11 protein-coding genes are annotated in these 13,875 nt (G+C 58.8%); all 11 read right to left on the reverse strand.

The window, feature by feature from the left end:
- Positions 1-50 precede the first annotated feature (50 nt).
- Positions 51-3,437: an ImcF-related family protein gene (locus tag HGP31_RS17235; protein ID WP_168758279.1), complete on the reverse strand. Its 3,387-nt coding sequence runs from the start codon at positions 3,435-3,437 to the stop codon at positions 51-53.
- Positions 3,430-4,422, reverse strand: a complete 993-nt coding sequence (locus tag HGP31_RS17240; protein WP_042955213.1) for a hypothetical protein — start codon at positions 4,420-4,422, stop codon at positions 3,430-3,432. The genes HGP31_RS17235 and HGP31_RS17240 overlap by 8 nt, the downstream gene beginning before the upstream one ends.
- Positions 4,423-4,589: 167 nt before the next feature.
- A complete protein-coding gene (locus HGP31_RS17245; protein WP_083349232.1) occupies positions 4,590-4,853 on the reverse strand; it encodes a PAAR domain-containing protein in 264 nt (87 codons plus the stop codon).
- Positions 4,853-7,207 (reverse strand): T6SS phospholipase effector Tle1-like catalytic domain-containing protein, encoded by a 2,355-nt coding sequence (locus tag HGP31_RS17250; protein WP_168758280.1) that lies wholly within the window; start codon positions 7,205-7,207, stop codon positions 4,853-4,855. The genes HGP31_RS17245 and HGP31_RS17250 overlap by 1 nt, the downstream gene beginning before the upstream one ends.
- Complete coding sequence (locus tag HGP31_RS17255) at positions 7,195-7,701, reverse strand: Tli1a family immunity protein (RefSeq protein ID WP_083349234.1); 507 nt, start codon at positions 7,699-7,701, stop codon at positions 7,195-7,197. The genes HGP31_RS17250 and HGP31_RS17255 overlap by 13 nt, the downstream gene beginning before the upstream one ends.
- A 61-nt stretch (positions 7,702-7,762) precedes the next feature.
- Positions 7,763-8,272 (reverse strand): Tli1a family immunity protein, encoded by a 510-nt coding sequence (locus tag HGP31_RS17260; protein ID WP_083349235.1) that lies wholly within the window; start codon positions 8,270-8,272, stop codon positions 7,763-7,765.
- Between the two features lie 61 nt (positions 8,273-8,333).
- On the reverse strand, positions 8,334-8,843 hold the full coding sequence (locus tag HGP31_RS17265; RefSeq protein ID WP_083349236.1) for a Tli1a family immunity protein: 510 nt from the start codon (positions 8,841-8,843) through the stop codon (positions 8,334-8,336).
- Positions 8,844-8,904: 61 nt separating this feature from the next.
- Entirely contained in the window at positions 8,905-9,414 is a 510-nt protein-coding gene (locus tag HGP31_RS17270) for a Tli1a family immunity protein (RefSeq protein WP_240963490.1), read from the reverse strand.
- A 186-nt stretch (positions 9,415-9,600) separates the two neighbouring features.
- A complete protein-coding gene (locus HGP31_RS17275) occupies positions 9,601-10,350 on the reverse strand; it encodes a toxin Tle1 chaperone Tla1 (protein WP_020795448.1) in 750 nt (249 codons plus the stop codon).
- A gap of 16 nt (positions 10,351-10,366) precedes the next feature.
- Positions 10,367-12,763 (reverse strand): type VI secretion system Vgr family protein, encoded by a 2,397-nt coding sequence (locus tag HGP31_RS17280; protein ID WP_168758282.1) that lies wholly within the window; start codon positions 12,761-12,763, stop codon positions 10,367-10,369.
- A 297-nt stretch (positions 12,764-13,060) separates the two neighbouring features.
- Entirely contained in the window at positions 13,061-13,750 is a 690-nt protein-coding gene (locus tag HGP31_RS17285; protein ID WP_020795451.1) for a GntR family transcriptional regulator, read from the reverse strand.
- Positions 13,751-13,875 lie beyond the last annotated feature (125 nt).

Here is a 13,875-nt window from a genome sequence, read left to right on the forward strand (position 1 = left end):
GATTCCTGAGTCGCGCTCGCCAAGGCATCGGGCAAACAATTTGTGCATTGTCATTTTTTAAACCTCCCGTTTTGTGCTGCCGCCGCCCCTTCAGCCAGGAAGATCTGCGCCGGCAACTTAAAGCCACGCAACTTCAGCAACGCCAACGGCCCCGCCCCCAGTTCGGTGCGTAAATACCAGGTCAGGCCAATCCCATCCGGCGCCTTGAGCACCACGCGAAAACGGCTGTCGCCGTCGTCCAGCGGCGTGACCTGGGCTTGTTCCAGCAGGCGGATCAGGCCCCAGGTGCCTGCGTAGTCGCCGAACAGCCGTTCGTTGGCCTGCACGCTGGTCCAGGTCAGGCTCGCGCCGGGGTATTGGCTGCGACCCGGCCAGTTGAAGCGCTGCCAGCTTTCCTTCTGGTTGAAGTACTCGTGTTTCTCGCCGTTGAGGGTGAAGGTGGTTTGCACCACGTCGCGCACCGGTTTGCCTTGCAACTCGAAGCTCAGGCCCATGCCTCCGTCGGTAAACAGCACGTCGGCCAGGTGGCTGAGCTGGTTGATCGCCGTGAGAAACTGCGGATTGAAACGCAGGCCCTGGCTGTGCTGGGCGTCGGCTACCCAGCGGCTGCCCTCCTTGCGCAGCAAGCCGCCCAGTTCGCGCTGCAGGAATTGCTCAAGGCGCCCGGAGTCGGCGCGGATCATCTGCCCGAGCATCGGCAGCGAGGCATCGCTGGCGGTGACCGCGAAGGGGTAGCGCCCGGTGAACGCTTCGTGCCATTCGCTGACGATCGCCCGTTGCCACTGGCGGTTGAGGCTGCTGGCCGAGGGTTGCAGGACCCGCTGCCAGGCCTGCTCCAGTGGCTGCACGAACAGGGTCTGGCCGATACCGCCCCACTCCGCCCCGAGGCTGGCGGCGAGCTGGCTGCCGTAGGCGCGGGTGTCGGTGAGGTCGATGCTTTTGCCCTGGAACACCGTCTGCGCCAGGGTCTGGGTCATGTCCTGCGGGTCGGCGGCGTGGTTCACCTGTTGCAGGGTCAGGCGGGTGCGCGTGACCTGGTTGAGGAAGGCTTGCAGGCTCAGGCGCTCGTTATCGCTCTGGCCTTCGGGGGGCTTGCCGAGCAGGGCCAGCAGCGGACCGAAGGTGGCGTCCAAGGGGCCTTTGGGCCCCTGCTGCGCCTGCTCGATCAACGGCGCCGGCGCCTGGGCGATCAGCTTCTGCGCCGAGCTGATCAGCGAGTCGGCCAACGCCTGGCTGCGGGTGCCGGCCTGGCCCTGGTAGGCCAGGGTGTTCATCAGCGCGATCAGCGGCGACTGGCGCACGTCGCTCATCAGGGTCAGCTGGTCGATCACCTCGCCGAGGTTGTTGGCCGGCTGCCAGCGCAGGCGGTTGAGGAACTTCAGCCAGGCGCTGGCGTAGTCCTGGAAGTAGCGCCGGGTCAGGCGTTCGCGCAGCATGTCCGGGGTCAACTCGGCGGCGATGTCGCCCGGCCGGTCGCTGAGCACCCAGTCGATTTCCTCACGCCGCGCCTCGGCGACGGCCTCGATCGCCGGGCGCACCTGGCCCTCCCAGGCCTGGCGGGTAAACACCCCCGGCACGCTGGCCGGGCTGACGAACAACGCTCGCGCCTCGGTGTCGCCGACCATCTGCGCCAGATTTAACGCCGGGTAATGATTGGCCGAGGCGTCGAGCACCTGGCGGTACAGGCTGGCTTCGGCATTGCGCTGACCCAACTGGCCGAGCAGCAGCTGGCGCACCTGGGCCACCAACTGCGGATCGGCCGGCATCCCCCACTGCGGATGCGCCGCCAACTGCTCGCCATAGAACTGCCAGAGCAGCGGCGACAAGCCGTGCCACAGCCCCGGCGAAACCCCGTCGGCGCTCGGTTCGAGCGAGCCCATCACTTTGACCAGAAAACTCGCATCGGCTTTTTCCGGCCGCGCCAGCATCAGGTAAGCCTTGAGTTGTTCGTAGGCCTGGGGCGCGCGCTTGAGGCGTTCGGGGCTGTCGGCGGGCAACTGGATCAGGGCAGTGAGTTGTTGTTGCAGGCTGGCCAGCGCCGGGTCGCGCAGCAGGCGCTGGTTGGCCTCGACGTAGGCGGGCCAGAGCAGTTGCAGCAGTTCTGTGTTCTTGTTCAGGCCGAAGCGCTGGTACCAGGGCGTGCCGTGGGTGGCGCGGTAATCCAGGCGGCCGAGTTCGCGGGTCAGTTCGTTGAGGGCGAGGAATTGTTCGTCGCGGGTGGCTGAGTGTTGCAAGGTCGCCAGGGAGGTTTGCACCTGGGCGATGTGTACGCGGTTGCTGACGAAGGACAGCATCATCCCGGCGCCCCAGGCCAGAGTCAGGGCGAGCATCAGGGTTTGCGCGATGCGGGTCGCGGGCCAGCCGAGGCGCTCAGGGCGAACCCTTTTGTCATCGAGCACGCCGTCCCAGGGTGGTGTGGCGTGCCAAAGGTTATCCGTATTTTCTTTAGTTTCTTGACCCCCCTGCACCGGCAGGCTGAACCACAACCCGCGTAACGGCACGCCACGGTCGAACACCCGGAACAACGGCGCAAGAACTTGCCGCCAACGGGCAATGCCCTCGGCCTGCAAATCGCGGGACAGACGCAGCAGGAAGTCATGGTTCATCGCGCCCCGTATCTGCACCCAACCACCGTCGCGCAGGGGTTGCACCAGGCTCTCCAGCCCGCTTTCCAAGGCCAGCGGCGTCACCTGTGACGGTAGCCAACAACCGATGGCCTGGGTCTGGCGCTTGTTCTGTTCCCATCCACTGTCGCAGACCTGCCACAGGTGCAGCGGCAACTGCCAGCGCAATTGGCGCGCCAGGTCTTGCAGGTGACGCACACCGGCGTCCATCGCGCTGGCGTCCATGCTCTGCTCTTTGTTCAAGGCCCAGATCACGCCGTCGAGACCGCGCCAGCGGCTCAGGCCTTGCCACGAGCTGAAGCGGCCATCAGCGAATTTGGTTTGGGTGCTGCCGCCCCAGAGCAGAACGGTGTCGTGGCCGGCGAGCCATTTTTTATCTTTCAGGTTGGGGGCGATGGCGGCGATTTGAGCGGGTTCGCCGACGACCAGCAGCAGGCGGATTTTGCGGCGCCAAAGGAAACCGTGATTTTCGTGCAGGTGTTCCTTTAACTTAGCGACCCATGAATCGTCGTCCGGAACGGGCTCTTTGCTGAATGGCGAAATCGGCGCATCAACAGCCGCGCCCGTCACGCGCATCGCCCGTGCCACCGCCAATCGATCCCAGGCGAGCAATATCACCGGGCAGAACCAGCACAAGGCAAACCAGCTTCCACCCCCCCACAGCGCCAACGATTTGAGGGGCAGCCTTGGCCAGCCGAAGTACTCGTGGGTCAAGTCGTACAGCAGACAACCGAACACCACCACGACCGTCACGACCAGCAGATAGCCCAATCCCACCTTGATCAGAGAGCCTTCGCTCGCTTGCTTATTCATTGCCATGAGGCACCGCCATTCCAATAGCCAATCGATCGTTTCCGTCCTGACTCAGCCAACCACAAGGTTGTCCGGCCTCCTTTGCCTGCAACAACGCCAGGGACATGCCGATGAAAGGCGCCAATTGCGCCAACACGCCCCAGTACCCGGACAATTGATGTTCGCCAGACTGCCAGCCACCTTTCAGGAAAGTGCCCTGGCTGGTTTTATCCAGCGCCAGGCAATCGGGCGGTGCTGCGTCCAACCCGGCATAGCGCTGGATCTGTACACAGAGCTCAGCGGGCGACTCGTCGAGCTCACTCAACAAGTACTCGCCCCTGTGCAATAACTGGCGACCCTGGTGGCTCACCAGCCAGAGAAATCCAGCTTCACCGGGAAGATCCGGCTCGCCAGCGCTCTGCACCGAGACCACCCCGGCGCAAAGCAACCAATCCGCCTCATCGCGACAGTCGTGATGAAACGCATCAATGAGCGTGTCCAGATCGGCCAGGTCATCCAAAGGCATGCGCGCTTCGGGCAACACCACGTCGCCCTTGGCCACGGCCTTCAAGTACGCACTTTGACTGGCCTCATCCCCGATCCACGCAATCCCGCGCAACGACGGCCAGCGTTGTTTCAACTCGGGGAGTTCAAGCGTCATCCTGGCCAGGCGCCGGGCCAATGCTGGCGCACGCTCACTGGACGAACCCAGCGACACCGGGCAGCGCAACATGCGCTGTGTAGCGCCGTCGGGCTTCGATGGCTTGGGGGCGGGAACACCGGCCATCAAGCCGTTGTAATGTATTTGCTCATCGCCCACGGGCCCCAGGAGCAGCACGTGTTCCACCGGCAAACCCAAGCGGCGACGTCCCCACCAACGCTGCACCGCAGCCTCCACCGTGCGTCGATACACATCGCGGTTAAACAGGCAGATTTGCCACCCCAACACGCGCAGCGCTAGGGCCAACACCCAGCAAAAAGGCATGACTGCACTCCACATCCACAGTTCTCCCCTTGGCTGCTCCTCTGGCCATAACGACAACAAAACCGCCGACTGCAACCCCCAGAGCAACAGCAAAACCAGCCACCAACGGCGCCAATGCGGTTCATGCGGTTCATGCGGTTCATGCGGTTCATGCGGTTCGACAAGGTCCGGGTATTGCGGCGCGCGGTTCATGGCGCCACGACCATGAACGAAGCCGCAAGCGAGCTGACCAGGGTGCAACCGCAATCACACTCATACCCGTGCAGGGCCACGAGCCTGCCGTCCATGATCGCCACCGAGGTACCCTCCGCGATGCGCGTCATGCCGTGCAAATCGCAGCGAGCCTGATCCCCCACGCAGGCAACCGGCTGGCCGAATGCCTCGTAGTGACCTTCAAGCACTTCACCGCCGAAAGGGCTCATCGAGTCCCCCATGCGTACCAGAGGCAACATCAGACGACCTCCCCGGTGAGTTCGAACAGACTGCCGGCCTCGCGCAGAAAGGCGGCGGTGCGGTCGATGCGTTGCGCATAGTCTTCCTGGGCAATCTGTTGCTTCAGCTCAGCCGCCACCTGGCCGATATGCGCTGTCGGCTTCAGCAACTGCGCGGCCTCCGGCAGGAACGGCAGCGCTACACCGCGCGCCTTGTCGATCACTTGATAGCCGATGGTGGCGCCACCGATGCCCGCGACCACCCCACCAACCCCGCCCAGCGCCCCACCCCGCTTAATGCCGTACACCGTGGCGCCGGCCAGCATCGCAACGCCCAGTATTCGCCCGGCCACTACCACCGGTGACAGGTCCCGGCTGTTGTCATTGCCGAAATACGTCATGCGATAGAAGAAGTAGCCCGCCCATATCTCACGCGAACCCAACGCGTCATGCATGAACCAAGCACGTGAGTCGTGTATCTGGTCATCGAACAACGCGACCACCAGCGCCATGCGCGGGTCCTTGCTGGGCGTGCCCCGGGCATCGCTGAACAATTGTTTGGTGCGCCGTTCACCTGCCGCCTTGATCGCAGCGTGGTCTTGCAACTCATCGTTTTCGTTGAGCAGATAGATGGCGTCGCGCAACAGCACATCGGTGACCGTGCCAACTGCACTGGTTTGCTTGCGGTCGAAGCCCTTGTAGTCGCGCTTGAACTCCGCAGCCGCCTGGCTGAGCTGGGTCTTGTCGATCTGCGGTTCGTAGATGGGCGGGCCGGGGTGGTTCGTCGCCGCCGCGGGCGTTTTCAGCCGATTGGCCAAAATGATTTTTTTCTGTTTTTCATAGGCCTCGCGTTGATCACTGGTGTCGAACACAGTGACTTCATTGGCCTGGATGAAGAACGGCTGATGTTTGTAGCTGTCGTTGTTCTGCAACGGGTCATCGGCGTACCGACCGATGCGCCAACCGGTGATCCAGCCGAGTTGATCGGCCAGGGTTTCTTCTACGGTGATGCGCAGTTGTTGTGGTTTGTATTCCCGGGGTTTTGTGTGGGTGGGGATGTCGGTGGTGATGCCTGGGAGGGTGTGGCGCCAGGCGTTGAATCGTTCGACTAGTGTCTCACTAAGTCCAAACTCTCTTTCGGTTGCAGGACTCATAACACGCCATTGTCTAGACGGCTGCAGGCATTTTGGTAGCACCGTTTCCGGAACCTGCAACGGCGCACCCGCAGCGAAAGCTTCGGCATACATGTCATGCAGAACGATTTGTGACACCAGTTCATTGGTGCCGCCTCGGGCTTTGCCCTGATCATTCTGTGGATAGCCACCCCCGACATCGGAATGCACGCCGGGATACACCACTTCATAGGTGTTGAGCGGGTAGTGACCGTCCTCGTTGCGGATCGAGTCCAGCGGAAAACACGAGCGCTGCTCGAAGGCCGCGACGAAGTGCCGGCAGCATTTGACGAACTTCGGAAACTTCGTGGCGTCAGGCAGCAACTGACTGTCATCGGCCCAGTCCATGTGCCCCGCAAAAAAAGGCGCCGCATGGGCGATGCCGACCGAGGCGACGGTGTCCAACACACCGAGAAACTCGACGCTGACCGGCAAGCCGATCAGACGTTGCTCAGGAAGCTGGGCCCCGGTCGGGGTGTCGAACAACTGGCTCAGCCAGTTCACGAAAGTACGAGCTTCCGCCGCCCCGCGCGAGAATCCGTACACGTACAGTTTGACTGCCAATACTTTAGGCTGCAGGGACTTTTCTTTACAGGCCTCCAAGGGGCCCAAAAGCCCATGCATGACTCGTCGTCGTTTGCCTTCCCCCAGGCCGCTCATCAGCGGTGCCTGCCAGGTGCTCATGGCATTGACTGCTTTTTTCCTGTCGGCTTTGGACAACTCTTTCTTAGTTAATGCAAACCTCAGCGCATGGGCCAATGACACCAATGCCCAATTGATGCGATCTTCACCACCCGTCGCATACCTCAGCCCCTCCGCGCTGTAATCCAGTTCGCCAATTTCGGGAAAGGGAGTACCTACACCAGGCATGTAAATAGAAAAAAAGCCCTCTTTTTCTGCCTGTTCACCCCTGAGCGACGCATGAAAAAGCTTGGCAATATTACTGGGGTGGTTTTTCTTGGTATCGTTATCTTCATTATTGTTAGTACCATCGAAAAACAAACTGATATGCAAACTTTGAACGCATTCGAACCGCTGGGACCTCCCTTTGGAGTTGACCTGTTGATGGTGACTGTCTTCCTCGGCAGTTTGCTTGTCGCAGTTGCAAGTCACCGTAAGAACTTCCCCCGGCAAACGCCCTACCACGGGAAAAGCGGGCGGTGCCCAGACCTTAGCACTCAGATTATTTTTTACTTCGGACATACAGCTGGCTCCTTCATCCGCTTAGGTTCTTTAATAGGGTTATTGGGTGACCCGTACCCCCAGCACGAAGTTGTAACTTTTATTTGATTGCAACTTAAAAAATGCACACTCAAACCACAAGAGTCCGTACCTTGCCACTCGGGGATATCCACCGTGGCGCTGTAGTGCTTATATTTAGCTTTATGTTCCAATTGAGCCAGCCGATATCCCTCTGGATCAGATGGCCACTTCGAGTACGCAAATTGATCGGTATCCACCTCCCACTCAATGTAAGCCTTTAAACCAGGCCTCCATTTAATTGGCATGACAATACAGCAAGAACTTCCGCCGCCACCGTATGCTCTATAACCATTGACTGAAAACCAATTGATCGCATGCAAGGTATGGTTAACCGCTTTTAGATTCCCTCCCGCCATTTCGTTGTCCGCTGTGGAGCATCCAACCAACGTCAACACAAACACACCCAACAACCATCGAACCCAGGTTACTTTCATTGTCGATCCCCCAACACCGGAAAGATGGGCGATATCCAGACCTTAACGCTCGAGTTAATTTTTACTTCGGGCATACGGATGGCTCCTTCATTCCCATAGGTACTCTGATCGGATAACTAGGTGAACTGGGTGCCCAGCAAGAAGTCGTAACCTTTACCTGGTTACAGGTGAAAAAATGCACTTTAAGATCACATGACTCCACTCCCGGCCACTCTGGAATATCCACCTTGGTGCTGTAACGTTTAAAATTCGCTTCATGCGCAGCCCACGCATCTTCATCGAACCCATACCCAGTAGTTTTTCTTTTTATTTTTGCAAACGGTTCCGGATCAACTTCCCATTCAATATGCGCCTTCAAGCCAGGACGCCATTTAGTCGGCATGATAATGCAGCAAGAACGTCCCCCACCCCCGTCGGCCCGGTAACCATTCACCGAGAGCCAATTGATATTGCTCAGCGTATGATTAACCGCTTGTATATTTCCTCCCGCCATTTCGTTATCCGCTGTGGAACATCCAACCAACATCAACACAAACACACCCAACAACCATCGAACCCAGGTTATTTTCATTGTCGATTCCCCAGCACCGGAAAGACGGGCGATATCCAGACCTTAGCCCTCAAGTTAATTTTTACTTCGGGCATACGGAAGGCTCCTTCATTCCCATAGGTACTCTGATCGGATAATTAGGTGAACTGGGTGCCCAGCAAGAAGTCGTAACCTCTACCTGGTTACAGGTGAAAAAATGCACCTTAAGATCGCATGACTCCGTTCCTGGCCACTCTGGAATATCTACGACCGCGGCGTACCGTCGATAATTGGCGGAGTGTTTAGCATACGCATCTCGAAATTCTATAGAAGTAACGGATGGCAATTTTGCATGAGGCTCAGGATCAAGTTCCCATTCAATATTAGCCTTCAAACCAGGACGCCATTTCGTAGGCATAATAATGCAGCAAGAACGTCCCCCACCCCCGTCGGCCCGATAACCATTCACCGAGAGCCAATTGATATTGCTTAGCGTATGATTAACCGCTTGTATATTTCCTCCCGCCATTTCGTTATCCGCCGTGGAACATCCAACCAACACCAACACCAACACAAACACACCCAACAACCATCGAACCCAGGTTATTTTCATTGTCGATTCCCCAGCACCGGAAAGACGGGCGATATCCAGACCTTAGCCCTCGAGTTAATTTTTACTTCGGGCATACGGATGGCTCCTTCATCCCCGTAGGTACTTTTATCGGATAATTAGGTGAACTGGGTGCCCAGCAAGAAGTCGTAACCTTTACTTGGTTACAGGTGAAAAAATGCACCTTAAGATCGCACGACTCCGTTCCTGGCCACTCTGGAATTTCCACGACAGTGCTGTAGCGCTGATAGTTGGCCTTATGCTTAGCTTGAGCCACTCTATAGCCATCAGTCCCTAGCGGCGGCCATTTAGAATAAGCATAAGGATCAGTATCAACTTCCCATTCAATATGCGCCTTCAAACCAGGACGCCATTTCGTAGGCATAATAATGCAGCAAGAACGTCCCCCACCCCCATCAGCCCGATAGCCATTCACCGAGAGCCAATTGATATTGTTCAGCGTATGATTAACCGCTTGTATATTCCCTCCCGCCATTTCGTTGTCCGCCGTGGAACATCCCACCAACGCCAATCCAAATAAACCCAACAACCATATCGCCCACATTGTTTTCATTGTCATCTCCATCACCGACCATTCCCTGATTTCAGTTCAGGCTGTATGGGAAAATCCCGAATGAGCGTCTCTCCCATGAAACCGGACGATAAAAGTTATACCTGGCCCATATCCTGGTCGTTCGTTTTGCGAATACCCTCCGCCGACATCGGAATGCATACCGAGGTGCACCATTTCATAGTCAGCTCAAAGTCGTTGGCGCGCGTACTCGACTATATTGCCAAAGTAATTCTCTCGACTTGCTTGCATGGCAATCGTGTACAACATCTCAAAACGTCTTTCCTTGCTATCGTCCAGATAATCAAACTCAACGCGCACCAGAAGTTTCTGGGCATCACTAATACATCCGATCATTTCGCATTGTTCATCATTAAGTTCCACGCAGGGTTCGACTTCGATGCTGCTCTGTTTCGTCAAGCAATTGCTTTGTAGCCATTGCGGCTGGTCGTCGCGATCAAGCCAGCCCCAAAAGCAAGCGACTCGCAGGAACTCGGCGCGCTGTTCGGTGGTGAGGATGGAATTCACCAGCACGGGAAAGATTCGCGGATCGTAGAAACGCAACAAGCCAGCTTGTCCACCCCACTGCAGTTGGGACAGGGCTCGCAAGGCATGACTCAGTTCTTCAAACGGCAGGTTCGAAATCAGAACCATCAGGCGAGCATCTGCTGCGCAGTGCTCGATGAGTTCTTCCAGCCAAGCCTTGTGCTGCCAAATAGTCAGGTCCAGGCGCATCAACAGCGGTGCCTGGTCCAGCAGGTTTTCCTCTGGTGTACCGGTGAACAATGAGAACCAAGGCACCTTGGGACTCAATTGCTGCAGCCCGGGAACAGCGCATTTGCTCCACGTGGCTTGATCGAGCAAAAGATCAACTTCCTGTACTTCCGTTCTGGCGCACACCTGCTCGATCTGCTCCAGCCATGGGATAGGCAATTTCATCTGTATATCTCCTCGATCAGCCTTGGCGCATCAGCAAGCCAATGGCGTTTTTCCGAGCCTTTTGCAGGCACTCCTCGCACACCGACTTCGGCAGCTCCATCAACGGAAAACGCTGGCCGCCAGGCCCCTCCCAAACGTGCTGTCCTCTGGACAGTAGTTTGGTGGGGCTATCGAATAGAATTCCGTCGGTTGGGCTGAGGCGGATTAATGCTTCTCCGCTGCCGAGCGTGATGCCCTTCTTGGCCAACAACTGCAGCTCCCCCTGCACCGACTGCACGGTGATGTCCTGCTGGGCAATCAGGTTCATCAGGTCGCCGTGGGATTCGATTTCCAGTGGGCCCTCGCCGGAGACCAGGCGCATACCTTCGCGCTGGGCGAGCAGTGAGATGCCTTTTTTGGCGTGTGCCGACAGGCGCTGGTCGGCGGCGAGGTGGATGTCGTCACGGCTTTGCAGGTACATCCCGTCGCCACTGTTGAGCAGCAGACTGGCCGGTGTGACTGCGCCGATGCCGTCGGGGGCGCTCAAGAGGATGGCTGGGGCGGACAGGTCTTTGGCGTCCGTTTGTAGTTGCTGCAGACCGTCGATGGCGGGTGGTCGACTGTTATGGGCCTGGGCAATTTCCTGCCACTGGGCCATTTGTTGTCGGGCGCTTTCGATCTGGCGGCTGGCCGGCGCCATGGCGAGTACATCGTCAGCAGCCTTGGGCTGTTCATCGGCGCTGATGAATAACCCTTTGCCCGCGCGCAGCGCCCCCCAATCATCCGTCCTTAGCTCAAACCCCTCCCCGCGTTTTTTCTTCGTGGCATCCACCAAATGCCCCAGGTTCAGCTGGCTCTTGCCGCCATACTCGGTGCTGAGCTTGACGTGTTCCTCCCCGCGCAGGTCTTCCATGCGCAGCTTGTTGTTCGCCGGTGTACGCAGCACGTTGCGTGTGTGGTCGCGCCTGCGCAGGGTCACGTGGTCCGGGTGTTCGCTGTCGTGCAGGGCGTGGGCGATGTAGGGGCGGTCGGGGTCGCCCTGTTCGAAGGCGATGGCCACTTCGGTGCCGCAGATCAGCGGCAGGTGCAGGCCATGGGTGTCGCCGGCGTAGGCACGCGCCAGGCGCAGCCACATGCTTTCTTCACCGAGCTTCCACGGGTCGCGGTCGAACAGGAAGTTGACCTTGTAGCGGCCTCGCAGATCGATTTCGGCGTATTTGTCATGGGCTTCGCCGCTGGTGACCCGGGCCGGGACGGTGCCGGCGATTTGTGGTTTGGGCAGCAGTGGCGGGCGAAAGCACAGGGTTTCCGAATAGGGCATGGCTTCAAAGCGGCACTCGAAGCTGGCATCGCGGGCGGCACGGGTACGCACGGCGATGATCGCGCACCGCGGGGTGAAGGCCTTGGGTGCGCCGCCAGTGACGGTCAGCACCTGACCCGGTGCGAGGGTGGCGCTGCTTGTGATGCCGCGAAGGCGGGTCTGCTCGTTGAGGTAGCGCTCGTGGCGCAAGCGCGCGTAGAAAAAACCGCTTTCGCTTGCCAGGCCTTCGTGCCGGTCATAGGCGTCGCCGAGCACGCGGTAGGGTTCGGCGTAGTGGTAGGCCTCGCCGTAGGTGATTTTCGCACCGCGGGTCTGGTCGACGTCGGCGTCGAGGTGGGCATTGGCGTCAAGGGGGTGGTAGGTGCGGATGTTGACGTTTTTTTCCACTACCTGGTGGTGGGTTTGCAGGCCCCACACGCCGTCCGCATCGCTGCTGCTGAGCCCCGCGGGCGAGTAGTACGGCAGCTCGACGTCGAACTGGTAGCCGCGCTGACCATCGCAGAATTCCACGACGTCGATGTGCAGGCGTTGGTCGCTGGTGAGGCGGTACCAGATGCCGACCTCGGCCAGCAGCCGGCTGATGAAAGCCAGGTCGCTTTCACCGTACTGCATGACCTGCTCGCGCCGGGGGTAGTCACGCACCAGGCGGAACAGGAAGTCCTGGCCACGGAAGTCGTGGCGGCTGCGCAGGATGCTTTCGACGATTTCCGGCACCGACTGATCCTGGTAGATGCGGTATTGCCGGCCGCGTTCAAGCAAGGCCAAACGCGGTTGCAGGATGAGTTCGTAGCGGGCTTCGTCACGGGAGGCACACAGGCGCTTGAGGCCGGTGATCACGCCGTGCAGCGTGCGCAACGGTTTGACCTCGGGCACTTCCCAAGGCATCGGCGCGACGTTCGATGGCGCCGCGTGCAAGCTGAAAGAGGCGTCCTTGCCCAGCAGCTGTTCGGCTTCAAGATCGAGCTCGGCGCTGGTGAACTCTATCTCGTAGGTGAAGGGTTGGCTGAGGCGTTCTTCGCCGCGGAAGGCGAGGACATCGAGGTGGGGCTCCAGGTTGCGGACCCAGAGTTTATGGCGGCTGTGGTTGAAGAAAACGGTTGGTGCGGTGCTCATGTACAGACCTCCCTGAGAGCATACGGGGAGGCTTCATTTCCATCCCTCGTTCAAGTGCTCGACAGCTTTAGGGAAGCTGACACGTGCTGAAAATAAGACGTTTCCTTTTTGTGCGTAGGACGCGTCTTTGATTGGTGTATCTGATATGTAGGAGTTTTCCCGCTCTTGGCGCCAGGCCTCTCTGCCGCCGCCATCCCAGCGATAGCGGCGTAACGTTCAACCAAATATTGATTGTCAGGCCCTCATCGCGGGCAAGCCCGCTCCCACAGATTGCATCTGCAGATTCAGACCGGCTGGTTACACCTCAATCAGATGCTTGAGCGGGTTGTAGCTACTTTTCAAGGTCGCCGCCACATCCAGAATCGCCTTCTCGATGCCATTCAAATGGATGCACGTCAGCTCGATCGCCGCGCTCTGGTTGCCCGCCTCGATGTACTCGATCAAACGCAGGTGTTCGTCATCGCGGCAGGCTTCGTGGCTGTCGTCATCGAGCGCGGCGGCGTACAGCGAGGCCCGGGAGATCAGCTTCTGGAACCAGTCGAGCAACACCGGGTTGTTCAGGCTGCGGGCCAGCTTGATGTGGAATTCGCCGAGCAGGTGGATCAACCGTTCGTGGTCACCGTTGCGATGCGCTTCATCCTCGAGCAGCAAGTGATCGCGCAAATCCCGGGTCACCGCCGTATCGCGCCGGCGACACAATTCACTGACGATGCCGATCTCGACCAGGCGCCGGGTTTCGAACAACGAGCGGATCTCTTCGTCGCTCGGAAGCGACACCGACGCACCTTTATTGGGCTCGGTGGTGACCAGTCCATCGGCTTCCAATTGCTTGAGCGCGGCACGAACTGACGTACGGCTGACATTGAAAAGTTCGGCCAACGAAGCCTCGCCCAGCTTCATGCCGGGACGTAGCGAGCGTTTGCTGATCGCCTCGTAAACCCCTTGGTAGACGCGATCCACCGTGGTTTCCAGTTTCTTTTCCGCCATTCGAAGACTCCTTCAGTGCTGTGCAACCGGCCCCAGGCGAATCAACAGCCTTGAAAAAGGGGGTTGCACGAGCAGGTTAATCCGGGTATTTCTAAATTGCATCCAGATTTTGCATACAATAATTA

Source organism: Pseudomonas umsongensis (assembly GCF_012647205.1).
Lineage (GTDB): Bacteria > Pseudomonadota > Gammaproteobacteria > Pseudomonadales > Pseudomonadaceae > Aquipseudomonas > Aquipseudomonas umsongensis.

What these genes read in the sequence shown, in the direction of transcription:
- HGP31_RS17235 (WP_168758279.1), bottom strand. Translation starts at nt 3,437, where the DNA reads ATGAATAAGCAAGCGAGCGAAGGCTCTCTGATCAAGGTGGGATTGGGC.
- HGP31_RS17280 (WP_168758282.1), bottom strand. Translation starts at nt 12,763, where the DNA reads ATGAGCACCGCACCAACCGTTTTCTTCAACCACAGCCGCCATAAACTC.
- HGP31_RS17275 (WP_020795448.1), bottom strand. Translation starts at nt 10,350, where the DNA reads ATGAAATTGCCTATCCCATGGCTGGAGCAGATCGAGCAGGTGTGCGCC.
- HGP31_RS17270 (WP_240963490.1), bottom strand. Translation starts at nt 9,414, where the DNA reads ATGAAAACAATGTGGGCGATATGGTTGTTGGGTTTATTTGGATTGGCG.
- HGP31_RS17255 (WP_083349234.1), bottom strand. Translation starts at nt 7,701, where the DNA reads ATGAAAGTAACCTGGGTTCGATGGTTGTTGGGTGTGTTTGTGTTGACG.
- HGP31_RS17245 (WP_083349232.1), bottom strand. Translation starts at nt 4,853, where the DNA reads ATGTTGCCTCTGGTACGCATGGGGGACTCGATGAGCCCTTTCGGCGGT.
- HGP31_RS17260 (WP_083349235.1), bottom strand. Translation starts at nt 8,272, where the DNA reads ATGAAAATAACCTGGGTTCGATGGTTGTTGGGTGTGTTTGTGTTGATG.
- HGP31_RS17250 (WP_168758280.1), bottom strand. Translation starts at nt 7,207, where the DNA reads ATGTCCGAAGTAAAAAATAATCTGAGTGCTAAGGTCTGGGCACCGCCC.
- HGP31_RS17285 (WP_020795451.1), bottom strand. Translation starts at nt 13,750, where the DNA reads ATGGCGGAAAAGAAACTGGAAACCACGGTGGATCGCGTCTACCAAGGG.
- HGP31_RS17265 (WP_083349236.1), bottom strand. Translation starts at nt 8,843, where the DNA reads ATGAAAATAACCTGGGTTCGATGGTTGTTGGGTGTGTTTGTGTTGGTG.